Annotated in this window: 22 protein-coding genes; 2 read left to right on the top strand and 20 right to left on the bottom strand. The window is 31.6% G+C overall.

Going from position 1 to position 24,817, the window contains the following annotated elements:
* Positions 1 to 154: 154 nt before the first annotated feature.
* The 7 genes from tsf to gmk form a co-directional block, all read right to left on the bottom strand.
* The gene (gene tsf, locus ACCQ42_RS04655) at positions 155 to 823 is read right to left on the bottom strand and encodes a translation elongation factor Ts (RefSeq protein ID WP_265213226.1); all 669 of its coding nucleotides are present in this window, start codon (positions 821 to 823) and stop codon (positions 155 to 157) included.
* 14 nt (positions 824 to 837) lie between these two features.
* Positions 838 to 1,677, bottom strand: a complete 840-nt coding sequence (rpsB, locus tag ACCQ42_RS04660; protein ID WP_265236659.1) for a 30S ribosomal protein S2 — start codon at positions 1,675 to 1,677, stop codon at positions 838 to 840.
* A gap of 129 nt (positions 1,678 to 1,806) precedes the next feature.
* Complete coding sequence (gene ftsY / locus ACCQ42_RS04665) at positions 1,807 to 3,081, bottom strand: signal recognition particle-docking protein FtsY (RefSeq protein WP_410035505.1); 1,275 nt, start codon at positions 3,079 to 3,081, stop codon at positions 1,807 to 1,809.
* 9 nt (positions 3,082 to 3,090) lie between these two features.
* Positions 3,091 to 5,460, bottom strand: a complete 2,370-nt coding sequence (gene priA, locus ACCQ42_RS04670) for a primosomal protein N' (protein WP_410035506.1) — start codon at positions 5,458 to 5,460, stop codon at positions 3,091 to 3,093.
* 4 nt (positions 5,461 to 5,464) lie between these two features.
* On the bottom strand, positions 5,465 to 6,637 hold the full coding sequence (coaBC, locus tag ACCQ42_RS04675; RefSeq protein ID WP_410035596.1) for a bifunctional phosphopantothenoylcysteine decarboxylase/phosphopantothenate--cysteine ligase CoaBC: 1,173 nt from the start codon (positions 6,635 to 6,637) through the stop codon (positions 5,465 to 5,467).
* 1 nt (position 6,638) lies between these two features.
* A complete protein-coding gene (gene rpoZ / locus ACCQ42_RS04680) occupies positions 6,639 to 6,830 on the bottom strand; it encodes a DNA-directed RNA polymerase subunit omega (RefSeq protein WP_296128444.1) in 192 nt (63 codons plus the stop codon).
* A complete protein-coding gene (gene gmk / locus ACCQ42_RS04685) occupies positions 6,830 to 7,429 on the bottom strand; it encodes a guanylate kinase (protein WP_106460270.1) in 600 nt (199 codons plus the stop codon). The genes rpoZ and gmk overlap by 1 nt, the downstream gene beginning before the upstream one ends.
* Before the next feature lie 90 nt (positions 7,430 to 7,519).
* On the opposite strand from gmk, the gene ACCQ42_RS04690 reads away from it, so the two are divergent.
* Positions 7,520 to 9,265 carry an Rqc2 family fibronectin-binding protein gene (locus ACCQ42_RS04690; RefSeq protein ID WP_410035507.1) on the top strand — a complete coding sequence of 582 codons (1,746 nt, stop codon included), beginning with the start codon at positions 7,520 to 7,522 and terminating at the stop codon, positions 9,263 to 9,265.
* Between the two features lie 49 nt (positions 9,266 to 9,314).
* Here the strand turns inward: ACCQ42_RS04690 and ACCQ42_RS04695 are convergent, their stop codons facing one another.
* From ACCQ42_RS04695 to rpiB, 9 genes are all read right to left on the bottom strand, one after another.
* Positions 9,315 to 9,590 (bottom strand): HU family DNA-binding protein, encoded by a 276-nt coding sequence (locus tag ACCQ42_RS04695; RefSeq protein ID WP_106460272.1) that lies wholly within the window; start codon positions 9,588 to 9,590, stop codon positions 9,315 to 9,317.
* Between the two features lie 82 nt (positions 9,591 to 9,672).
* Positions 9,673 to 10,581: a SurA N-terminal domain-containing protein gene (locus tag ACCQ42_RS04700; RefSeq protein ID WP_106460273.1), complete on the bottom strand. Its 909-nt coding sequence runs from the start codon at positions 10,579 to 10,581 to the stop codon at positions 9,673 to 9,675.
* Positions 10,553 to 11,635: a peptidylprolyl isomerase gene (locus ACCQ42_RS04705; protein ID WP_106460274.1), complete on the bottom strand. Its 1,083-nt coding sequence runs from the start codon at positions 11,633 to 11,635 to the stop codon at positions 10,553 to 10,555. Before ACCQ42_RS04705 ends, ACCQ42_RS04700 begins: the two co-directional genes overlap by 29 nt.
* Positions 11,636 to 15,127 (bottom strand): transcription-repair coupling factor, encoded by a 3,492-nt coding sequence (gene mfd, locus ACCQ42_RS04710; protein WP_410035508.1) that lies wholly within the window; start codon positions 15,125 to 15,127, stop codon positions 11,636 to 11,638.
* Positions 15,120 to 15,707 (bottom strand): aminoacyl-tRNA hydrolase, encoded by a 588-nt coding sequence (gene pth / locus ACCQ42_RS04715; RefSeq protein ID WP_106460276.1) that lies wholly within the window; start codon positions 15,705 to 15,707, stop codon positions 15,120 to 15,122. Before pth ends, mfd begins: the two co-directional genes overlap by 8 nt.
* On the bottom strand, positions 15,707 to 16,690 hold the full coding sequence (locus tag ACCQ42_RS04720) for a ribose-phosphate diphosphokinase (RefSeq protein WP_106460277.1): 984 nt from the start codon (positions 16,688 to 16,690) through the stop codon (positions 15,707 to 15,709). The genes pth and ACCQ42_RS04720 overlap by 1 nt, the downstream gene beginning before the upstream one ends.
* A gap of 2 nt (positions 16,691 to 16,692) precedes the next feature.
* Positions 16,693 to 18,078 carry a bifunctional UDP-N-acetylglucosamine diphosphorylase/glucosamine-1-phosphate N-acetyltransferase GlmU gene (gene glmU, locus ACCQ42_RS04725; protein WP_410035509.1) on the bottom strand — a complete coding sequence of 462 codons (1,386 nt, stop codon included), beginning with the start codon at positions 18,076 to 18,078 and terminating at the stop codon, positions 16,693 to 16,695.
* A gap of 2 nt (positions 18,079 to 18,080) precedes the next feature.
* Complete coding sequence (gene deoD / locus ACCQ42_RS04730) at positions 18,081 to 18,800, bottom strand: purine-nucleoside phosphorylase (protein ID WP_265213241.1); 720 nt, start codon at positions 18,798 to 18,800, stop codon at positions 18,081 to 18,083.
* A 41-nt stretch (positions 18,801 to 18,841) separates the two neighbouring features.
* Entirely contained in the window at positions 18,842 to 19,285 is a 444-nt protein-coding gene (gene rpiB, locus ACCQ42_RS04735; protein WP_410035510.1) for a ribose 5-phosphate isomerase B, read from the bottom strand.
* Positions 19,286 to 19,429: 144 nt separating this feature from the next.
* Here rpiB and murC point away from each other — a divergent pair, with 144 nt between their 5' ends.
* Positions 19,430 to 20,827: a UDP-N-acetylmuramate--L-alanine ligase gene (gene murC / locus ACCQ42_RS04740; RefSeq protein ID WP_410035511.1), complete on the top strand. Its 1,398-nt coding sequence runs from the start codon at positions 19,430 to 19,432 to the stop codon at positions 20,825 to 20,827.
* Between the two features lie 74 nt (positions 20,828 to 20,901).
* On the opposite strand, the gene ACCQ42_RS04745 is transcribed toward murC, so the two are convergent.
* From ACCQ42_RS04745 to ACCQ42_RS04760, 4 genes are read right to left on the bottom strand one after another with little or no spacing between them, the layout of a single operon-like run.
* A complete protein-coding gene (locus ACCQ42_RS04745; protein WP_106460282.1) occupies positions 20,902 to 21,252 on the bottom strand; it encodes a type II toxin-antitoxin system PemK/MazF family toxin in 351 nt (116 codons plus the stop codon).
* Complete coding sequence (gene alr, locus ACCQ42_RS04750) at positions 21,242 to 22,351, bottom strand: alanine racemase (RefSeq protein ID WP_106460283.1); 1,110 nt, start codon at positions 22,349 to 22,351, stop codon at positions 21,242 to 21,244. Before alr ends, ACCQ42_RS04745 begins: the two co-directional genes overlap by 11 nt.
* A 2-nt stretch (positions 22,352 to 22,353) precedes the next feature.
* Positions 22,354 to 23,532 carry an NAD(P)H-hydrate dehydratase gene (locus ACCQ42_RS04755; protein ID WP_106460284.1) on the bottom strand — a complete coding sequence of 393 codons (1,179 nt, stop codon included), beginning with the start codon at positions 23,530 to 23,532 and terminating at the stop codon, positions 22,354 to 22,356.
* Entirely contained in the window at positions 23,532 to 24,794 is a 1,263-nt protein-coding gene (locus ACCQ42_RS04760; protein ID WP_106460285.1) for an amidohydrolase family protein, read from the bottom strand. The genes ACCQ42_RS04755 and ACCQ42_RS04760 overlap by 1 nt, the downstream gene beginning before the upstream one ends.
* Positions 24,795 to 24,817: the final 23 nt, after the last annotated feature.

The raw sequence follows: 24,817 nt of genomic DNA on the forward strand, positions 1-24,817 counted from the left end.
TAGATTAGTGAAGATCAACGGTCATAAGATTCTTATACTATTTAGGCTGAATTTAGAGGCCTAAGCTTATATCTTTTAATAAAAAAATCTCTCACAAGGCATTATTCTACACCTTATGAGAGATTTATTAGAGATATAATCTCCTAATATTAAATTATAGGTTCATTTGACCTGCTACTTCTGCTGCGAAGTCTTCTTCTTTCTTTTCAAGACCTTCGCCTACTTCAAATCTAGCAAATCTTCTAATTTTGATGTTTTCTCCAACACCATTAGCTGTATCTCTTAGTAATTGTTCTATTGTTTGATCAGGATTTTTAATGAATGCTTGATCTAGTAGGCATACTTCAGAGAACCATTTTTTAAGTCTTCCTTCAACCTTTTTCTCAGCTATCATTTGTTTTTTATCTTCTGGCATATTTTCATTTGCCTCATTCATAGCTTGTTTGATTAGGATTTCTTTTTGTTCAGCTACATCTGCTTCGTCAGCATCTGCTTCTGATATATATTTAGGATTGCTTGCAGCAATGTGCATAGCAAGGTCTTTAGCAAATTGCTTAACAGAATCTGTGTTTGCTGAGAAATCAGTTTCAGTATTGATTTCTACAATTACACCAATTTTATCATTGTGGATGTAAGAACCAATAACACCTTCAGCAGCAATTCTACCTGCTTTTTTGTCTAGTGTAGCTTGACCTTTTTCTCTAAGGATTTTTTGAGCCTTATCGATGTCACCGCCGGCTTCTTCAAGGGCCTTTTTACAGTCCATCATTCCAGCGCCAGATCTCTCTCTTAATTCTTTTACTAATTTTGCACTAATTGCCATCTTTTACCCCTTTATTATTCTGCTTCGTTTTCTTCGAAAGCTTGTGTTTCAATTTCTTCAGCTGCTTCTTTTAGTTCTTCTTCAGAAACTTCTTCTTTAGTTTCTATAGAATCATCAGCTTCTTCAGCATCGTCTTCAAATGCTTCCTCGTCTGCTGATGGGTCAAATTCGTTACCTTGATTAGCTTCTATTACAGCATCTGCCATAACTGATGTTATAAGCTTTACAGCTCTTATTGCATCATCGTTTCCTGGTATTGCAATATCAACTAAATCTGGGTCACAGTTTGTATCGACAATTGCAACTACTGGGATTCCAAGAATTTTAGCTTCATGTACAGCTATAGATTCTTCACCTGGATCAACTACGAATAATACATCTGGTAGTTCAACCATATCTTTGATACCGCCAAGGTTTCTTTCTAGTTTATCCATTTCTTTTTGATATTGTAGAACTTCTTTTTTAGGTAGAAGATCAAATGTTCCATCTTCTTCCATCTTTTCATATCTTTGAAGTTTTTCTACACTTTTTCTTATTGTTTTGAAGTTTGTAAGCATTCCACCTAACCATCTGTGAGATACATAGTATTGACCAGATCTCTTTGCTTCAGTTTGGATAGAGTCTTGTGCTTGTTTTTTTGTACCTACAAATAGAACCTTACCTCCATCAGCTACTATATCTCTAATAGCTTTGTAAGCATCTTCTATTTGGTTAGCTGTCTTTTGAAGATCAACTATATAGATACCATTTCTTTCTGTGAAGATGTATTTTGCCATTTTAGGATTCCATCTTCTAGTTTGGTGTCCAAAGTGTACACCGGCTTCTAATAATTTTTTCATTGAAACTACTGCCATATTTACCTCCGTTTGTTCTTCCACTTACTTCAACTGCTTATATAACCTAATAGGCAACGATATAAGCATCCCTAAGTGTGATTGTTGTAGTACTGATATAATATACCTCTAAAAACCTATATTTCAACATTAAAACATAGCTTCTACAAAAGATTTTGAATCAAATTTTTGTAAGTGGTCTATTCCTTCACCAACTCCTATATATTTGACTGGTACTTTAACTTCTACTTGTAGAGGAAATATTACTCCTCCTTTGGCTGTACCATCAAGTTTTGTTAGGATAAGACCAGTTATATCCGTAACATTTTTAAATTCTCTTAGCTGACTTACTGCGTTTTGGCCAGTTGCTGCATCTAGAACCAAAAGATTTTCCCTATGGGCATTGACCGCGTGGGTGTCAATAGTTCTATTTATTTTATCAAGCTCCTGCATAAGATTTTTCTTATTATGAAGCCTACCAGCTGTATCGCATATAAGAACATCCACATCATTGCTTCTTGCAGATTTAATAGCATCAAATATTACTGCAGATGGATCAGCCCCTTCTTTATCAGCAATCATCTCTACATCAGCTCTTTGAGCCCATTCTCCCAATTGCTCAATTGCAGCTGCTCTAAATGTATCAGCAGCAGCAAGCATTACTTTTTTTCCTTCCTTTTTGAAATTATTAGCAAGTTTGCCTATTGTTGTTGTTTTACCTACTCCATTTACTCCTATGACTAGGATAACAGTTAAATCACCTTCCTTATAGGTGATTGAATTATCAAGATTGTTCTCATCTAGTTTGCTAATCATTATTTCTTTAAGAAGAGGATAGATTTGCTCACTTTCTTTTATTGATCTTTTTTTTATTTCATCCCTTAGTGTATCAACAATATCAACTGTTGATGTCATTCCAATGTCAGCAGATATTAAAATTTCTTCTAGGTCATCATATAAATCATCGTCGATTTTAACATTCCTTGTGAATAAATTCTTAAGATTTGATGTGAAATTATCTCTTGTTTTTGTAAGACCTTTTTTTAGCCTTTCAAAGATTGATTCACTTTTTTCTGTAGGTTCATTATCTCCTATAGAATCTGATACTTTCTCATCTTCGTTGGAATCTGAGATGGATTCTGATGTTTTCTCATCTTTTGTTAGATCAATGAATCTTCCTGATTTTTCTTTATTCTCAGTCTTTTTCTCTTGATTTTGAATTTCTTCTTCAGTATTGAATTTGTTGTATTCATTATAAGAATTATAGGTATTGAAATCATCATTATCTAGATTATTATCAATGGTTTCAGATTCTTCATTATCAGATTTATCCTCAATGGATTCTAACTCTGATTTTTCATCTATTATTTCTTCTTTTTTTTCAATTTCATCTTTTTTCTTTTTTCTTCTTAAAAAATCAAACATTTATACTCCTTAATTCATATTAGCCGGATTGATAGAAACTATAAAAGATGTATCTTTATATTCGTTTATAAAATCATTTCTTATCCACTTTATATGGTCTCTAACTTCATCAAGGTCCTTATCTGAGGCCTTTATAAGAATATTATACCTGAATTTATTATTTATTCTTGATATCTTACATGGGTTAGGTCCGATTATTTCAACATCTAAAAGTTCTTTGTTTACAACCCTTAGTGTATCAGTCATTTGTTTTGAAATTTCTACTGCTCTTACCCTATCGCTATTTACTACCCTAATAGATATCAAATTTTTATAGGGTGGGTAGGCAAAGGCATTTCTTATATTTAGCTCGCTTTTTAAAAAGCTTGAATAGTCATTATTTTTAACAGCTTGTATAACGAAATTATCTGGTTTATAGGTTTGAATTATCGCTCGTCCTAATTTAGATGACCTTCCTGCCCTTCCAGATACCTGGGTTAGGAGCTGGAAGGCTGTTTCCTGGGCAGAAAAATCTCCTACATTTAAGGAAAGATCAGCTGCTATTATTCCTACTAAGGTTACATTTTCAAAGTCAAGACCTTTAGCTATCATTTGCGTTCCAAGAAGTATATCAATATTACCATTTTTCATATTTTTATACATTTGATCGTATTTGGCTCTGTTGGTTGCAACCATAGAGTCCATTCTGAGGATATTTGCCCCCTTAAATAAGGACCTTACTTCCTCTTCTAGTTTTTCGGTACCAGCTCCAAATTCTTTGATTTTTTTTGAGTGGCAATTTGGGCAAATAGTAACTTGGTTTTTTGTTCGACCGCAATAATGGCAGACAAGTTTATTAACATTTTTATGATATGTCATTGCGACATCGCAGGCTTCACACTTTACGACATAACCGCAAGATCTACAAAAAGTAAAGGAATCATGTCCTATTTTATTTAGAAATAAAATTGTTTGTTCATGGTTTTCTAGATTTTTTCTTATTTCTTCTTGTAATCTCAATGAAAGCATAGAATAATTAGAATTTTTAAGCTCTTCCCTCATATCGATAATTGATAATTCAGGCATGACTTTATTTACCCTTTGTTTGAGAGTTAAGATTTCATATTTTCCATCCATAGCATCTTTCATCGTATTTATCGATGGTGTAGCTGATGCTAGTATTAGTTTGGCATTTTGGTAGTTTGCTCTAAAGTTTGCTATATCACTTGTATGATACTTTGGATCTTGGGCTGATATATATGATTTGTCATGTTCTTCATCTATTATTATGGCGCCCAAATTTTTAAATGGAGCAAAGATTGCTGATCTGGCTCCTATGGCTATTTTTACTTCACCATTTTTTATCATTCGCCATTGGTTAAATCTTTCTCTTGGAGTTAGCCTTGAGTGCATAATTGCTATTTTTTGTTTAAATCTACCCACAAATCTCTCTATGGTTTGAGGTGTTAGGGAAATTTCCGGGACCAAAATGATGGCTTCTTTACCTTCGTTAATAGTTTCTTCTACAACTTGTAAAAATATTTCTGTTTTACCAGATCCTGTTACACCGAATAACAAATATTTACCACTATCTTTTGACTCTATTTTGTTAAAAGCCTTTGCTTGCTCTTCATTTAAAACATGGCTTTTGTAGTCTTTGTGGTCGACTATTAGGGATTTTTCACTCTCTTTTTGAAATTTTTCAATAATTTTTTTATCTTCTAGAGATTTTATTGAGGAGCTGCTCGACGAAGTGGCCTTTAAAAGGAGTTTTTGTTCTGTTATTCCATTTTCTCTTAGATATTTTATAATTTCTAATTGTTTTTTAGCATTTTTAGGTATTGATTCTTCACTATTTGTAAGTTTGATATAGGTATCATACGTTATTTTTTGCTTATCTTTGGCATCATAAATTATTCTTACCATATCTTTTTCTATATAAGCATTAAGCTTGTCTAATTTGTCTGGAAATTGTTTAATAAATTCTTCTTTAGATTTTTTGTAAGTTAAGAATCTGAGAACTTCATCCTCTCCATTACTAACCTTGCTTTGGTAATAAGTATCGATCTTATCAATGTTAGTTGGTGGTAAAACCTGTTTTAAGGATAACTGTATCGGAGAAAGATATGTTTTTGACATATAAAAAGCTAGGTCGATCAATTCATCATCAATTAACTTATTTTCATCGATGATGGATATAATATCTTTTGTTTTAAATTCCTCATCAAGTTCATCAATTATTTCATAAACAAAAGCAACGCTAGTCTTATTACCCTTGCCGAATGGCACTAAAACTCTCATTGCTCTTTGTAATTTATTATTTAATTTTTCTGGAATATGATAGGTAAAAGACCTATTTAAAAATCGGCTCTTGCTATCAATAATTACTTTTGCGTACAATATATCACCTTAACAAGTCTAAAATTTTATTTGCTAGTTCACTTTTTGGCATTAAATCTAGATTTCTAATTTCATCCTTTGATATTATTGATGCAACATTTGTATCTACATCAAATCCTGCTCCCCATTTTGTTAAGTCATTAGCTATTATATAATCAAGGTTTTTTTCATTTAATTTTTTGTTGGCATTTTCAATTAAATTATCTGTTTCTGCAGCAAAACCAATTATTGTTTGCTTATCTTTTATTGAGCCAAAATATTTTATGATATCAGGATTTTCTATTAATTCAAGATTAAGGCCTTTTCCTGTTTTCTTTAGCTTTCTATCGCTTACATACTTAGAGCTATAATCTACAGGAGCGGCTGACATTATTAGAGCATCTGAATCAGCAAATTCTCTTTCAATTGCACTTTTTAACTCCAAATTAGTTTTTATTTCAATTCTCTTTATATCATTGACTTTAAAAGGATTGACAGGGCCAGATATGAGGACAACCTCAGCTCCACGCTTTCTTGCTTCATTTGCTATATTATAGCCCATTTTGCCGCTAGAGTTATTTGATATGTACCTTACATAATCTATAGGCTCAACTGTAGGACCAGCAGTAACTATTATTTTTTTACCTGCTAAATCTTTTTCTGTAAAATAAGAATCTAAGTAGTCGACGATTTCGGATGGTTCTTCCATCCTTCCATCTCCTACGGTATTACAAGCTAGAAGTCCTGGCTCAGGTTTTATTATCTTTACACCATCATCTTCTAGAGTTTTAAGATTTCTCTGTGTAGCTTTTGCCTTAAGCATATTGGTGTTCATAGCTGGAGCAATTATTACATCCTTATAACAAGCTAAATATGATGAGGTGAGAAAATTATCAGCAATGCCATTTGCCATTTTTGCTATTGTATTTGCACTTGCAGGGGCTATGAGCATTAAATCAGCCCATTTTACTAATTCGATATGGTGGACATTTTCGTGGTGGCCTTCAAATAGATCGGAATATACCAAGCATCTACCCATTGTTTCAAAGGATAAGGGACTTACAAACTCAGTAGCTGACTTTGTCATTATTATTTTAAGATTTACATCTTTCTTTTTTAATCTTGAGCAGAGGTCTAAAACTTTATAGGCTGCAATACCCCCGCTTATTCCTAAAAGTATATTTTTGCCCTTAAGCATCTTATCTATTTTTCTTAGTAACTTTGCCTTCAATTATCTCATGAAGTGCTTGGGTAACTGGTTTTGCTTCAACTTCTTTTGTAAGTGGAGCAGATCCATTTACTATTCTTCTTGCTCTTTTGGAGCACATCATACAAATTTCATATCTACTTGGGCTTACTTCTGATAATGTTTTAAATGATGGGTTTTTCATTAATTCTCCTCAAATTCTATATTTTCTTCTCTAAAAACTTTATGTTTTTCTGCATTAATTATTTCGTTTACCGATGTAATTGCTGAGTTTAAGTGATCGTTTACTACTAAGTAGTCGTAATCTTTGATATGTTCAAGTTCTTTTCTTGCATTAGTCATTCTGATATTTATATCTTCGTCTGTCTCTGTACCCCTACCTACAATTCTTCTTTTAAGTTCTTGCAAGCTAGGCGGTGCCAAAAAAATAAAGACTCCATTATCAGTATTCTTCTTGACATTAAGAGCTCCCTGGACATCTATTTCTAATATTACTATTTTTCCTTCGTTAATTTTATTTTCCACAAATTCTCTGGGAGTACCATAGTAATTGTTATGGACATGAGCGTATTCAAGGAAAGCACCTTTTGAAATCATATCTTCGAATTCTTCATGCGTCTTGTAAAAGTAGCTGACTCCTTCAATTTCACCATCTCTTTTTTTTCTTGTGGTTGCTGATACTGAATAAACTAAGTTACTTTGTGTATTCATCAAGTCATGAAGGACAGTTCCCTTTCCTACTCCTGACGGACCTGATATTACCAATAAAAATCCCTTTTTCATCGCTCCCCCTTGTTTAAATTATTTTACTTTTATATAGATTTACTTCAAGTATGATGTTATCTTAGTGTATAATATAAATGAGGTGAAAATATGAGTTTTGATGGAATAGTTACAAGAAAAATTGTAAACGAATTAAAAAAAGAGATTCTTGGAGGAAAGATTCAAAAAATTTCTCAGCCTTCTAGATATGATTTAGTCTTAGATATATATTCTATGGGTAAATCTTATAAACTATTGATAAGCGCTAATAATAATGAAGCAAGAATTAATTTTACAAATAAAAAATATGAGAATCCCGAAGTTCCTGATAATTTTTGCATGGTTTTAAGGAAACACCTAAAACAAGGCAAGATTCTAGATGTTAAACAAATAGGTATGGATAGAATTGTGGAAATATCTGTAGGATCTATTGATGAAATGGGATTTGACACTAGCAAGAAGATTATTGTTGAAATTATGGATAGACACTCAAATATTATTTTGACTAACGAATCCTATAAGATAATTGATGCAATAAAAAGAGTAAACCAGGAAATGTCTTCTATTAGAGAAATATTTCCGTCTTTAGAATATCAAAGAATACCTAGTGACAAGATTGATATAACCGATGATAACTTTAATCTAGATATCCTTAGCCTAGATAAAAATATTCCTGATAGCCAGGTGCCTTTTAAATTATTTTATCAAAACTACGAGGGTTTTTCTCCTATAGTTGGAAAAGAATTAATTTATAGGGCTGGTATTGACCCTAGAATAAATTGGGGTCTTGTAAGTGAAGATGAGAAAAGTAGGCTAAACACATTGTTTTTAGAGCTTAGAGACGATATTATTAGGGGAAATTTGTTAGCTTTTGATTATAGGGATGATAAAAAAATTAAAGAATTTCATTGCCTGAAATTAACACAATTAAATTTTAAAGAAAATGAATATGAATTTATGAGCCAAGCTATAGATGATTTTTATTCTTTAAATAAAGCGAATGATAGGTTAGATCAGATGAAGTCTGAATTGTTAAAGAAAGTTTCTAGTCATAAAAAATCAGTCAATAAAAAAATTAATATTCTGAATAATAATATCTCAAAGTTACAAAGTGCTGATGAAGCTAGGAAAAAAGCTGACTTACTAGCAGCTAACCAATATAGGATTGAAGAAAAATCTAAAGAAGTAGTCTTGGAGGATTTTTATAACGATAATAAAGCTATTAAAATTAGTTTAGATCCTATGAGATCTCCATGGGATAATATTAATGATTATTATAATAGGGCTAAGAAAATAAAATCGTCTGTAAGCTATGCAAAAAAAGATTTACCAAAACAAGAAGAATTATTAAATTATCTAGAACAACTTTATGATTTCATTAATAGAACTAGCTCAATATCTGACTTAAATGAAATCAGAGAAGAAATGATTGATAATAAACTTATTAAAAGAAAGACTAAAAAGAAGAACAAAGTTAAGTTGTCAAAACCTATGCATTTTAAGACTATAAATGGATCTGATATATATGTTGGTAAAAACTCTAAACAAAATGATTATATAACTCTTAAACTTGCTAGAAAAGATGACTTATGGTTCCACGTAAAAGACCTTCCAGGTTCTCATGTAATTTTAAAAGCTGATAAGATCAATCAAGAGGATATAATAGTTGCTTCCTACCTAGCTGCACTAAACTCCTCGGTTGCTAGTGAAAATAAGGTGGATGTAGACTATACTGAGAAGAAAAATGTTAATAAAGCTAAAGGTGCTAAAGAAGGAATGGTTTATTATGAAAACTTTAAAACTATAACAGTAGACATGAGTTTTGACATAAGTCAAAAAGTTGAAAAATTGGCATAAAAAAAGCGGTTCTTTATTTCAAGGACCGCTTTTTTAATATTAGATTTAATTAATTAACTGCTTCTTTAAGAGTTTTACCAGCTTTGAAAACTGGAGCTTTTGAAGCTGGGATTTGAATTACTTCATCAGGTTTTCTTGGGTTTCTACCTTCTCTAGCTTTTCTGTCTCTTACTTCGAATGTACCAAAACCAACTAATTGAACTTTGTCTCCTGCTACTAAAGCTTCTTGAACTGATTCTAAGAATGCGTTAAGTGCTTTTTCAGCTTCGACTTTTTTAAGCCCACTTTTTTCTGATATACTATTTAATAATTCTGATTTATTCATATTTCCTCCTATAAATCAACATGATATCTGTTTAACTCTAAGAATGATTATACATAACAAATTAAATAATTTCAAGCATTCATCAAATAAAAAGCTTTATTTTACTAGATTTAATTAATTTGTTTAGATATTTTCTGTATGCATCTTTTAAATAAATTTCTTTTGCTTGCATCAAGAGTTCATTTTCGTTCTCATTATATGAGTTAACCATTAAAATATTGTATTTTCCGTCATATTCAAATATTTCACTTACTTTATCTTTTTCTTTTACTTTGGATGCTAAAAGAATGGGATCATCTTCATATACAAAATCTGAGTTAAAAACATCGTAGGATTTTATAGAGTTTGTAAGAAGCTTTCTAAAATCTAACTGTGATTTTATTATAGATTTTATCCTTTCAGCTTCGATTTTATCATCAAATTTAAGCATATTATACTTATACATTTTGTGAAGTTGTTCATTCTCTTTGTAATGTTTAAGAATCTCAGAATCTTTAATACCGCTATTTGAAAGAAAGAAATCATAATGCATCCTTCTAATTGAATCATTAAAGATAATGTCAGAAAACTCACTATCACTCACATTTAAAGCTTTAATATTAGCTTTTAGTGAATCCTTATCTCCAAGTTTTTTCTCCATTTCACTTCTTATTTTATTTGCGGTATTATCATCTATTTCAATTTTATGTTTTTCAAGATCATTTAGCATTACCTGATCTTTAATCATTGATTCCAGAAGCTTTTCTTGAAGTGATTCCTTTTTTGTTTTACCAGCTTTATCTTTACTTTCAAGATAATTTGGACCGTATTTGTTGCTATAGTAATTTAAATAAAACTCAAGTTCACTATTATAAGTATCTTTATCAATAGCCTTATTATCAACAAGGGCAACTGCACTTGAAGTATCAGGGCCCTTGTTGCAAGAAGCTAATAAAAATGATATACAAGTTAGGTATAAAAAACTAGTTATTATCTTTCTTATCGGCTTCATCTTCTTTTGTTTCAGCTTCTTTTTCGTCTGATTTTGAGTCTTCTTTATTACCTTTTTCTGTAGCTTCTTCAGTATCTTTCTTATCTTCTTTGTTGGCCTCATTTAGCTTTTCTTCTGTAGATTTATCTTTAGCTAGGCTTGTCTCTGTTACAACATTTGCCTTTTCATTTAACTCTTTGATGTAATCGGAATACTTTTTATCTTCAAGGGTTTTCTTAATAGCTTCTTTATTATCTTCTAGAGAATCTGCAATTTTGTTTAGTTTTATTATGTGATATCCAAATTGAGTCTTTACTGGATCAGAAATCTCACCTTCTTTTAGTGCAAAAACAGCGTCTTCAAATTCTTTTACCATTTGACCTTTAGAAAAAGTTCCAAGTTCTCCGCCATTTGCTGCATTAGCAGTATCTGTTGAGTATTCTTTAGCAAGAGCTGCGAAATCTTCACCATTGTTTAGTTTTTCTTTGATTTCTTTGGCTGTGTTTTCATCTGCTACTAGGATATGAGCGGCATCTCTTTTTGCAAATTGATCCTTATTATCTTCATAATATTTCTTAATTTCATCATCTGTAACAGGGTGTTCTTTATTAAACCATTCTCTATGTTTTTGGTACATTAAATCTTTTTTTACAGTTTCTTTGAATTTTTCAACGTCCATATTATAGTCATCGAGCATTTTATCAAATTGTTCTTGACCACCAAATTGTTTTACAGAGTTCATAAATGAGTCATTTACATCTTTATCAGCAACTTCAATTTTATTTTTCTTCATATCGTCCGCTATAAGTTTATCTTGAACCATCATCTGAACTATTGAATTTTTAAGGTTTTGTCTGCTTGCTAGCATTGCTCCATAAAATTGCATTTCTTTTTTATAGTCGTCTTTGCTAATTTTTTCGCCATTTACGATAGCTATGTTATCTTTACCTAATTCTTTAGCTGCTTCTTGGCTACTTACTTTTTGATCTGCATTCTTTTCATTACTTGCTTGATTTCCGCAAGCTCCTAGCACCATTGTTGATGCTAACATAATTGTTAATAATTTCTTTTTCATTTAATTTCTCCTTATTTTGTTAATTGTATCTAAAAGTTCATATGTGTCAAGTAATTTACTTCTGCTTGATGGAATTTTGAAGGCTGGCTTATTTGATAAATCAAGACTCATTTTACCCTTATATCCTTCGTTAATTAACTTCAATTCATCAAAACTATAGTAATCTCTTGATTGGAAATACAAATTGATTTCGTTATTAACTTCCCTAATCTCTGTTATACCATTGTATGATGCTAAAGATTTAATCAAAGATACATACATTATATTATCCACTATTAATGGAATATCTCCATATACATCTATTAATTCTTCAACTAAAAGTTCATAATCTTCCTTATCAGAAATATTTGCTATTCTGTTATAAATTTCAATTTTTTGGCTGGGATCGCTTATATAGGAATTAGGTAGGTAAGCGTCGATTTTTATGTCTATATAAGTTTGGTTTATTTCTTTGATTTTTACTTCTTTACCACTTGCTTTTTCTACAGCTTCTTGTAAAAATTTAACGTATAGGTCATAACCAACCGCTTCAACATGACCTGATTGGCTTTCCCCTAGTAGGTTTCCAGCACCTCTTAGTTCTAGGTCTTTCATTGCAATTTTATAACCAGAACCAAAATCAGAAAAGTCTTTAATTGATTTGAGACGCTTTTCACCAATTTCTGTTAAGACTTTCCCCTGCCTATAAGTAAAATAAGCGTAGGATGACCTATATCCCCTACCTATTCTCCCCTTTAGCTGATAAAGCTGAGATAGACCCATTAGGTCAGAATCATATATTATTATGGTATTTACATTTTTTATATCCATACCAGTCTCAATTATTGTAGTTGAGAGCAATATATCAGTTTTACCCTCTAAGAAATCAAGCATAATATTTTCAATTTGTCTTGGACTCATTTGTCCATGGATGATGTCAATACTTGCTTCAGGAACTAAGTCCTTGAGCATTAAGTAAATTTTTTCTATATCATATACTCTATTGTATACGAAAAATACTTGACCATCTCTATTGATTTCTCTCAAAATTGAGTCTCTTATGATACTAGGGTCAAATTCTAAAACATAGGTATTGACTGGTAGCCTTTCCTCTGGAGGTTCATCAAGGGTCGATAAATCTCTAATTCCAGATAAAGACATTTGCAGGGTTCTTGGGATTGGGGTTGCTGATAAGGTTAAGACATCTATAGATGATTTAAACTTCTTAAATTGTTCCTTGTGCTTGACACCAAACCTCTGCTCCTCATCTATTATTAAAAGACCTAATTTTTTGAATTTAATGTCTTTTGACAAAAGCCTATGGGTACCGACAACTATATCAATTTTTCCAGTTTTTATACCCTTTAAGATTTCCTCATCTTTCGTTTTTGTATTAAATCTTGATAGGACTGCAGATGTGACTGGAAAGTCTTTGAACCTCTCGATCATTGTATGGTAGTGTTGGTTGGCAAGTATTGTAGTTGGGACTAAGAATGCTACTTGATAGCCATCCATAATAGCCTTAAATGCAGCTCTTAAAGCAACTTCAGTTTTTCCATAGCCTACATCACCGCATAATAGTCTATCCATCGGTAAGTCGCTTTCCATATCGGCCTTTATTTCATCTATACTTCTTAATTGAGAATAGGTTTCATCATAGGCAAATGAATTTTCAAATTCCTCTTGCCAGGTTGTATCCTTAGAAAAAGCATGTCCTTTTTGCTTAGCTCTTTCAGCGTATAATTTAACTAAGTCATCAGCTATCTCGTCAACAGCTTTCTTGGCTTTTAGCTTTGACTTCTGCCACTGGGTAGATCCAAGAGCGGATAATTTAGGTTTTTCTCCCCTATTTCCTATATATTTGCTAACAAGGTTCATCTGATCGACTGGGATATATAGCTTATCATTACCCCTATACTCTATTAGAATGAAGTCTTTTTCAACATCATTTCTTTCGATTTTTGTAAGACCCTTATAAATCCCTATACCGTTATTTTCATGGACAACATAATCCCCTATTTCAAGATCTGAGTAATTTATAATACTTTTAGAAGTGGTCTTTTTATTTGCTTTCTTCTTAGATAGGTTTGATTTGCCGAATATTTCCTTGCTAGTAAATACGTTTAGATTTATATCTTTAACGTAATATCCTTCACTAGCCTTTTTTTCTGATACTATAATCGGAATAGTATCAAAGTTAGGTTTGTTATTTTCATCACCAACTAGAGCGAATGAGTTTTCAATAAATGCTTTTAAAATATTATCTTTTTTAGTTTCAGATCCAGAAAATATGAAGACTTTGTTATCCATATTGACAAGCTCAATACAAGTATCTATAAAAGATTTAATATTTTTATTGAAACTTTCTGCTTCGATTGACTTCAATTCTATAATTTTTCGTGGTGAAAAAAGTTTTGATCTTTTTAAAATTGATGTGAAGTTAACTATTTCAAAATCTTCAATTTGCTTGTAAATGTCATTTGTGCTAATTGAATACTTTTCAAAAGTTCTAAAAACTTCACCATTTTCCATTTGATAGGCAAGATCGTAATCAAATTTTTCATCTAACTTTAATGTAGATTCATATACTCTTGATACATCATCAAAGATAAAAACTGTGTCCTTATCTAAATAATCAAGCATAGAAGAATAACTATTATCTCTATAGGCAGTGATTAAATCTTTATTTGCGATATACATGCTTTGATCTAGATATGAGATAATTTGTTTATATTTATCTACAAGCTTTTGATCTCTACTATCTTTTATTTTTTTCTTTTTGATATCGGAATTGATAAGATTTATTACTGATTTATAGTCGTCTTTATCATAAAGAAGCTCACTAGCTGGATAAATTTTTACTGATTCTAGCTTATTTATTGTCCTTTGGCTGTCATTATCAAAAACTCTTATAGAATCAATCTCATCGTCGAATAGCTCAATTCTAACTGGTTTTTCATAATTTATTGGCCATAAATCTATAATCGAGCCCCTTTTTGCAAAATCTCCCTTATCCTCAACAAAATCACTAGGATTATAGTTGAGCTTTATAAGTTTATTTATTAAATCATTTACACCAATTATAGATTCCTCGTTAATTATAACAAATGACTCATTAAATTTGTCTAAAGGTGTTAGTTTATTTTTTAAAGCTTCAATTGTTGTTGCAGTGATAAATTTTTCTTTATTAGCTAAGCTAATTAAGACATCAAGTCTTTTGTCTAGCTTTGAATCATCAATACTTTTTATATTATAAAAGTTAGTTTCAAGTCCTGGGTAGTTTTTAGCTATATCTTTTATTTCATTGATACTTGAGACAAATTTTTCGCTTGTTTTGTTATTTTCGCATATGATTACTATATTTTTATCTAATAATTCAAACAAAGCTAGGGCCAGGTGAGTTTTTATACCTTCACTTAGGCCCTGAATATATATTGGACTATTAAATCCTATATTGTCTTTTATGTTTTTTACTTGATCGAGATTAATTAATTTTTCAATTAATTTATTCATTATCTTCTTCCAATAGTTTAATAGAATTGAATTTATTCATTGACTTGTCAATGCTGTCAGCTAAGATAGTTTCGATTGCATCAGATGCAAGTCTTATCTCATCTTCTATTACACTTACTTCTTTTTGGCTAAATCCTGATAGGACAAAATTAGCCAGATTCATATACTCAGGTTTTTTACCAACTGCTATCTTAATTCTTGGAAAATTATCATCTTGAATTTGGTAAATTATAGATTTCATTCCATTATGGGTACCTGCAGAACCTTTTTTTCTAATTCTAATCGTGCCAAACTCTATATCAATATCATCATATATTACAATTAGCTTGTCACTATCAAATTTATAAAAGTTTTTAATTTCTCTTACGGCTTCCCCAGAGTTGTTCATGAAAGTTTGGGGCTTAATGAGCATAACTTTTTGGCCAGAGATTTCTCCCTGACCATATAAAGATTTAAATTTAGACCTTCTTACGTCTATATTGTATTTAGATGCGATATAATCTATTGTTAAAAATCCTGCATTATGCCTGGTATTTTCATATTGTAAACCTGGATTGCCTAGTCCTACTATAAAATACATTATTCAAGAACCGAAAATAGTCCGCTTATAGATTCGTAGGTGTTTATCCTATGAATGGCTTCTGCAAGCAAAGGCGCTATTGATAATTGAACTATTTTATCTATTTTCTTCTCTTCAGGCAATTCTATTGTATCTGTTATTATTACCTCTTTGACTGATGGTTTTTGAAGCTTCTTGATTGCATCTCCTGAAAATACCCCGTGAGTTGCAACTAAGTATACATCTTTTGCACCATGCTCAACTAAGAAGTCTGCAGCGTTTGTAATTGTTCCTGCTGTATCAATCATATCGTCGACAATTATAGCATGCTTTCCTTCAAAGTCACCGATTACTGACATTACTTCAGAAACATTTGGCATTGGTCTTCTTTTTTCTATAATTGCTATAGGAAGTTTTAGATAATCAGCAAATTCTCTTGCACGTCTTACTCCACCTAAGTCAGGACTTACTACAACAAATTCTTCTGGTTTATCATAGGCAAATGATTTAAAGTGAGTAGATAGGAGCCTGATTGCTGAAAAATGGTCTACTGGTATATCAAAGTATCCTTGGATTTGTCCAGCGTGAAGATCCATTGTTATTACCCTGTTAGCACCAGCTACTGTTAATAAATTTGCTACTAGTTTAGCTGTTATCGGCTCTCTTCCTCTGGTTTTTCTATCTTGTCTTGCATATCCATAGTATGGTATTACAGCGTTTATATAACCGGCTGAGGCCCTCCTACAAGCATCAATCATTATTAACAATTCCATGATATTATCGTTAGTTGGAGCTGAGGTTGGTTGCATTATAAATACATCTTTTCCCCTTATAGATTCGTTGATTTTGATGCTTATTTCTCCATCCTTGAATTTGTTAATATCTGCTTCAGTTAAATTTATTCCAAGATTTTTTGCAACACTTTGTGCAAGTTTAATATTAGAATTTCCAGATAATAGCTTTAGTTCTCCCCTTTGAACGTAAGTGTTTCTTGTTAGTGTCATTTCTACTCCTTATGATTTTTATCCCTTTGTTTCTTTTTTTCGACGTAGCCTTTTACATGCTTTTGTTCAGCTCTTTCAATTATTAATTCTCCAGAATCAACATCTTCAGTTATTGTAGAACCAGCCGCTACAAAGCCTTCTTTTTTGACATGAACAGGTGCTACAATGTTTGCATTAGATCCTATAAAAGCATCATCTTCTATTATTGACCTATGTTTATATTTACCGTCATAATTAACAAATACAACCCCACAGCCAATATTTATATTTGATCCTAAATCACTATCACCTATGTAAGCTAAGTGTCCAGCTTTTGTGCCCTTACCAAGGCTTGAATTTTTAACTTCTACGAAATTACCAATGTGTACGGCTTCCCCTATATGAGCATTTGGTCTTAATCTTGCAAATGGTCCGATGTTGCTATCTTTTTCCATATAAGCATCATCTAATATGGCATTATCAATTCTAACATTGTCTTCAATGATAGAATTAGTAATTCTTGAAGTTCCGTCTATATAGCAATTTTCACCGATTTTACTTTTGCCATATATTTTTACAAAACCAGATATTATAGTGTCCTTACCAATTTCAACTCCTGGCTCGATAAAAGTTGTTTCTGGAGATTCAATTATTACCCCATCAAGCATATAGGCCGTGTTAATTCTTCTTTGAAGGATTTTGTTTGCCTGATTTAGCTCAAATTTGTTATTTATGCCATAAAATTGATCGGTATCAGAATTTACATATGCACTTACTTTTTTTCCAGCTGATTTTAAAATCCCTATACAATCTGTTAAGTATAGCTCATTTTGATCGTTGTTTGAATCTATTTTTGCTAGAGATTCTTTTAAATCTTTTGCATTAAAGATGTATATACCAACATTTATTTCTTTGATATCTCTTTGCTTATCTTCAAGGTCCCTATCTTCTATAATTGCAGTAAACTCATTATTATAATTTCTAATTATACGACCATAACCTTTTGGATTATCTATGGTTGTAGATAGGATAGTACAAGCACTTTTATTTTGCTTGTGATATGAAATAAATTCTTCTAAAGAATCTTTTTTGATTAAGGGGATGTCACCATTAAGTATTAATACTTGGTCATTATCCTCTATTAGGTTCATAGCTAGGCCTACAGCATAGCCTGTGCCATAAGGTATGCCAGGACCGATTTTTTGTTCAACAATTTTAAAATCTGGAAAGAGACTTTCTAGTTTGGGCTTATTTTTACCTGCTATCAATATTGTTTCTGAGTCTTCAAAACTACTAGCATCAGTTACATATTTTATTATTTCTTTATTGAGCAGTTTGTGAAGTACCTTAGAAGTATTTGACTTCATCCTGGTACCTTCTCCTGCTGCCATTATTATTGTTTTAATCATTATTAATCTTCTGCTACTTCTAGGGCTAGTTCCATCATATTTGTATAAGATTTTTGTCTATTTTCTGCACTATCTGCTACATTTTCTATTAAGGAGTCAGATATTGTAAATATTCCAAGACCTTTTTTGCCATGTTTTCTAGCGGCCATAAACAAACCATATGATTCCATTTCTACACAAAGAATACCGTATTTTCTAAGGTTTTCAAAAACTTTTGGTTCCATTTCAGAATAGAATTGGTCTGAAGAATGTACTTGACCACAATGGGTTGTGTATCCAAGATCGATTGATTTATTATAAGCTTTCATTAGAAGCTCAAAATCAGGGGTTGATGAAAAATGTATGTTGCCAAATAAGTTATCATTTATGGATGATTCTGAACAAGCAGAGGTAGCAATTACAATGTCATGTAGTTTTACATCTTCTTGCATAGAACCAGCAGTTCCTACCCTAATGATGCAATCTACATCATAGAAATTGAATAATTCGTTGTAATAAATCATTGATGATGGTATACCCATACCTGAGCCCATCACAGAAACTCTTTTTCCCTTATAATAGCCAGTATATCCTAGCATCCCACGAGTTTCATTAAACTGTTCAACATTTTCTAAGAAGTTATCAGCTATAAACTTGGCTCTTAGAGGATCTCCAGGCATAAGTACAGTTTTTGCAATTTGGTCTTTGCTTGTTGCTGAAATATGAGGTGTTGGTATTGTCATTAATCTCTCCTTTATTAATAAAAATAGAGACTTCAAAAGTCTCAGTTATTCTCTTCTATTTTACTTATTTTATCTATACGTCTTTGGTGGCGATCGCCCTCAAAATCTGTAGTAGCAAATTCTTCTACTATCATCTTACATAATTCAGAACCTATTACTCTAGCACCTAAGCATAATATGTTTGCATTATTGTGTGCTCTAGACATTTTAGCTGAAAATGGTTCAGAAACACATGCAGCTCTTATTCCTTTGATTTTATTGGCAGAAATACTCATTCCTAGACCTGTTCCACATATAAGTACGCCAAAATCAGCCTCGCCGGCTTTGATTTTTTCGCAAGCTTTTACAGCAAAGTCACTGTAATCACAAGAATTTTTATCGAAAGTTCCAACATGAATGACTTCATGGCCTAGATCTTCAAGCTTTTCTTTAACCACTGGCTCTAAATCAATTCCCCCATGGTCATTGGCTAAAACAAATTTCATGAACCCTCCTTTTTTACTTTATATTCTATAATAAATATACGTCATCCTTTGATATATTCAAAGTATTACTTGACAAGATATCAAGATTAAATATGGTATAATATGATAAAATTACTTATGATTAGACTACTATAAGGAGAATATATGTTTGAATTTAATTTAAATGAACATGATTATAATCGTGTTCATTTTATCGGTATAGGTGGAATATCAATGAGTGGACTAGCTCACTTACTACTTGAAAAAGGATATGAAGTCACTGGTTCTGATAGAAGCCTTTCTGATTCTGTAAAGGGTCTCATTAAACTTGGAATAGAGGTTTATATAGGACAAAAAAAAGAAAATATCCAAAACCCTGATTTAGTTGTATACACTGATGCTATCGCAGATGATAACGAGGAATTAATAGCGGCAAAAAAGCTTGATGTTCCGGTAGTTACTAGAGGAGTTTTCCTTGGAGCTCTAATGAGAAATTACAAAAACTCTATAGCTGTATCTGGTTCGCATGGCAAGTCAACAACAACTTCTATGATTTCTAAGATCTTGCTTCATTCTGATGAAGATGCCACAATTTTATTAGGTGGAAATTTGGATGAAATGAAGGGTAATGTTAAAGTTGGTAGTGAAGATTATCTAGTAACAGAAGCTTGTGAATATAAGGGTAATATTAGATACTACTTTCCTCAAACTGTTATAATTTTAAATATAGATGAAGATCATTTAGATTATTATGAAGATTTGGATGATATAGTAAATACATTTAAGGAATATCTTAGAAATCAAGACAAAAACTCTAAAACAATACTCAACTTAAATGAAGAGAATAATAAGCTTATCCTAGATGCTGTTCAAGGTCAGCTTATAACTTATGGTCAAGAAAATCCAAACGCAGATTATAATGCAACAAATATAGTATTTGATGATATAGGAAGACCAAGCTTTGATCTTAAGCTAAGAAATGGTTCTGTTGAACATTTCTCCTTAGGTGTAATAGGTAGACATAACATAAACAATGCAATGGCAGCTATAATTTCAACATATGAAAATGGAATTGATATAGAGACTATTAAAGAAAATATTAAAAAATACAAGGGCCTTGATAGAAGGATGCAGATAATTGGACATGTAAATAATGTTACCATCATGACTGATTACGGTCACCACCCTTCTGAAATTCTAGTAACCCTAAATGCTATAGCAGAGCATACAAAAGGAAGGTTGATTTGTGTGTGGCAGCCTCACACTTATTCAAGAACAAAAACTTTATTTAATGATTTTTTAAATAGTTTTGATGCAGCAGATGAAGTTATTGTCACAGATATTTACGCTGCAAGGGAAAAATTTGATCCTAGTATACATTCAAAGGATGTCGTAGATGCCATGGTAAAAAAAGGCTTAAATGCTAAATATCTATCTACATTTGAAGAAGCAAGAGATTATATTTATGAGATTATAAGAGATGATGATCTAGTTATAACAACAGGATGCGGTAATCCAGACGAACTTGCTAAGATGATAGTGAATGACTTTCAAAATAAATAAGAGATAAAAAAGGACTTATGTTAATATAGCTATAAATTCTTTATAGCGTCATTTACAAAAGTCCTTTTTATGTATTAATCATTTTCTAAAGCTAAAGAAATAGATATCGCTTCATTTATTTTATTCATTATGTCATTTGAGAAGCTTCCAATTTTTTCCCTTAGTCTTTTCTTATCTATGGTCCTTAATTGCTCCATAAGGGCTACAGAATTTTTAGGAAGCCCATATTTATTTCCCTTAATTTTAACATGGGTTGGAAGTTTAGCCTTATTCATTTGACTTGTAACTGGTGCAACAATAATTGTCGGAGAATACTTATTACCAACATCATTTTGCACTACAATAACAGGTCTAACGCCACCCTGCTCACTTCCTACGACAGGAGATAAGTCAGCGTAATATAGATCACCTCTTCTAACTTTCATAAATTTCTCCTAAATCAATGTGCGTATTTAACTCTTTACCATTCCTAATATAGATTCTATTAACTCTTAGAGAGATATTAGTCATAAGCTCATAAGAAATTGTAGATGCCTTACTTGCTTCAAGGTCTATATCTTTGTATATTTCTACCCTATCACCAATCTTAACATCCAAACCACTTACATCAACCATAATTTGGTCCATACAAACTCTACCAAGAACCCTACATGGCTTACCATTAATATAAACTTCTCCTACATTGGAAAATGATCTTAAATATCCATCTGCATAACCAATAGTGACAGTAGCAATTTCCATATCCTTATCTGCTATGAAGGTTCTACCATAGCTTACACCAGTCCCTTTTTTTATCTTTTTGACAAAGGATACAGTTGAATAAAGATTAAATGATCTAGATAATTTTATAGTAGTATCTTTTTTCACAACATCCGATGGATATAAGCCATACATGGCAAGACCTACCCTTATCATATTCTTATAGATATGATGTTTAATAGCTCCTGCAGAATTTGAAATATGTACAAAATCGAAATTTAAATCAATAGCATCCAGCATTTGATTAAATACCTTATATTGTTCATCTGTATAGTTGGTGTCTTCTTCATCTGCTGTGGAGAAATGACTGAAGGCAGCTATTATATTAAGATTTTTTAAGTATTTTAGCTTATTAATTTTATCGATTTCAAACTCTCTAAATCCAAGCCTACTATGACCTGTATCTAGAGCTAGATGGCAATTGACTTTATAATCTAAGTTGTTAATTTCCTTAGCAAAATCTAAGTCATATATCGTTATATCAATATTGTAGTCATGGCAAAGTTTAATATCATCAATTCCTACATAGCCTAGAACTAGTATTGGTTTAGTAATATTGTTTTTTCTTAATTTTAAAGCTTCTTGTAATCTTGCGACAGCAAAATAATCAACAATATCTTCGATATTTTGGCTAATTTCAACAGAACCTAATCCATAAGCATTAGCCTTTACAACTGCGCAAAACAAAGAACCAGACTCATTTTTTATGTTAATTATATTTTCTCTTATTTTATCTATGTTAACAACTAAATAATTTTCTAGCATAACTACCTCATAAGCCTTATAGCTCTGGCTAAATAAGCTATTATATCGCTAGCAATAAGAGAATCTTCACATAAATCTGCTACTGCCAAATCTCCTGCTAGGGAATGAATATAAACACCAAGTTTTGCGGCATCAAATGGTTCTAATTTATGTAAAATGCCGCTAATGACACCAGTTAGGACATCTCCGCTTCCGGCTGTAGCCATGCCTGGGTTTCCTATTTCGTTTATATATAGTTTATTACCATCAGTTACAAGGGTATTTTCAGACTTAAGAACCAATATAACTTTATGTTCTTTGGCAAAGTTTTTTGCAATATTGACTCTGTCTTCATTTATTTTATTTATTGTTAGCCCAGTAAGTCTAGAAAATTCCTTTAAATGAGGAGTTAGTATAATATTTTTCTTATTCTTCAAAATACTCAAATCCTTGCTTAAGGCATTTAAACCATCTGCATCGATTATTATTTTCCCATTGAAATTATCTATCACTTCTGAAATTAATTTATTAAGAGACTCATCTCTTCCCATACCTGGGCCAATAGCAAGTACATCCTTATCTTCAAGTGAAGATAAGATTTGCTTAATTATGTTTTTATTATACTTTAATATATTAGAATCAATAGTTTTTATTATTTGCTCAACCGATTTTATCTCTAAGATATTAGAAATAGATTGTGGGACTAAAAGATAAACAAGTCCTGCTCCTGCTCTTAAACATGCAAGGGATGTAAGATAGCAAGAGCCAGCCATGCCGGGAGATCCTCCTAAAATTGCTATTTTTCCATAGTCTCCCTTATGACTTTGGTGGGGTCTATTTGGTAATAAGTTCTTCATTTTATTATCTATAGATATCATATTTTCTTTTTTATAGCAGACTCCAATTGCATATTCACCGTCGTGTGATATCGATAAACCTGAATTAAGTTTATTTCCATCAAGGTATGCAATTGGATTATTATTGCTTACAATTTCTATTCTTTTTTTAATAATATAGGACAATTTTAGGTCGTAAGCCTTGATAATTGCTTCTTTCAGAGCAAAAATACCTGCAAGGGTTTGGTAGGGATTTTCCTTACTATAAGCATAGGTAATTTCATTTTCTGTAAAAACTTTCCTTAGGAAATTACTTCTACTTTTATTTTTTATTTTTTTTATTGAAAGAATATCTATCCCAATCATTAGTCCATAATCCTTTGGGAAGTTTTTAATATATCATTTGATATTGTAGCTTGATCAATATTTAATATCTTTCCATCTCTTGCTACTATGTTTCCATTTACAATAGTACATTTAATGTCTTTTTCATAGGTTGAATATATTAGAGATGACAAAATATTGTTTGTAGGTGTGTGATTTACATTAGATAAATCTATTAGTATTAGATCAGCTTCTTTACCCACTTTTATACTTCCAATTTTATCATCTAAGCCTAGGGCCTTTGCACCATTTATAGTTGCCATCTCCAGTATTTCTCTTGCTGTAACTATCCTAGATGAATATAGCTTTGATACTAGTGCCGCAAGCTCCATCTCTCTAAGGATAGAAAGTTTGTTGTTACTAGCGGATGAATCAGTACCTAGACATACATTTATCCCCTTATCAAGTAATCTAGATAAGTTCATGAATCCTGATTTTAATTTTAGATTGGAAGAAGGGTTGTGAACTACTGATACCTTGTTTTCTTTTATTATATCTAGGTCATTATCTGTTAGGTAAATGCCATGGGCTGCAATGGTTTTATGCTTAAATATCCCAGCTTTTTCAAAGACTTCAGTTGGTGTCATACCAAAGCGCTCTATACAATCCTCATTTTCTTTTTTAGTTTCTGATAGGTGGATGTGGATAGGCATCTTATACTTATAGGCTAGATCAGATATCTTTTTAAGGTAGTCAAGATTTGATGTGTAGATGGCGTGTGGCCCAAGTCCAATATCTATTAGATCATAATCTTTATATTTCTTATATAGGTATATATTTTCTTTTAACCTATAATCATCATCATCTGGTACAGATAAGCCTCTTGAGATCTGGGCCCTAAGTCCAATTTCCTTGCAAGCTTTGATAGTTGCTTCAGAGAAAAAGTACATGTCAGCAAAGGTTCCTATGCCATTATTAGCCATTTCAATTAGAGAAAGCATTGATGCAAGATAGGTTTGTCTATTATCAAGCCTTTCTTCTAGTGGCCATATATAATCATTTAACCAGGTATAAAGGTCTACCTCTTCTCCATAATTTCTAAATAGACTCATTCCAACATGACTATGGCTGTTGATAAAGGCAGGCATAAGAACCATGTTACTTGCATCTATTGTTTGGTCGGCTTCATCGCTTATATTTTTTTCTATTTTTTTTATGTATTTACCTTCAATGAATAAGTCTGATGTAAATATATCAGCCCCATCCATTGGAAGTATTTTCGCATTTTTAATTAATATAGTCATTTGAAAAAAAGAAAGTGCTTTAA

It is taken from the genome of Anaerococcus kampingae (assembly GCF_046365475.1).
In the GTDB taxonomy this organism is placed as follows: domain Bacteria; phylum Bacillota; class Clostridia; order Tissierellales; family Peptoniphilaceae; genus Anaerococcus; species Anaerococcus kampingae.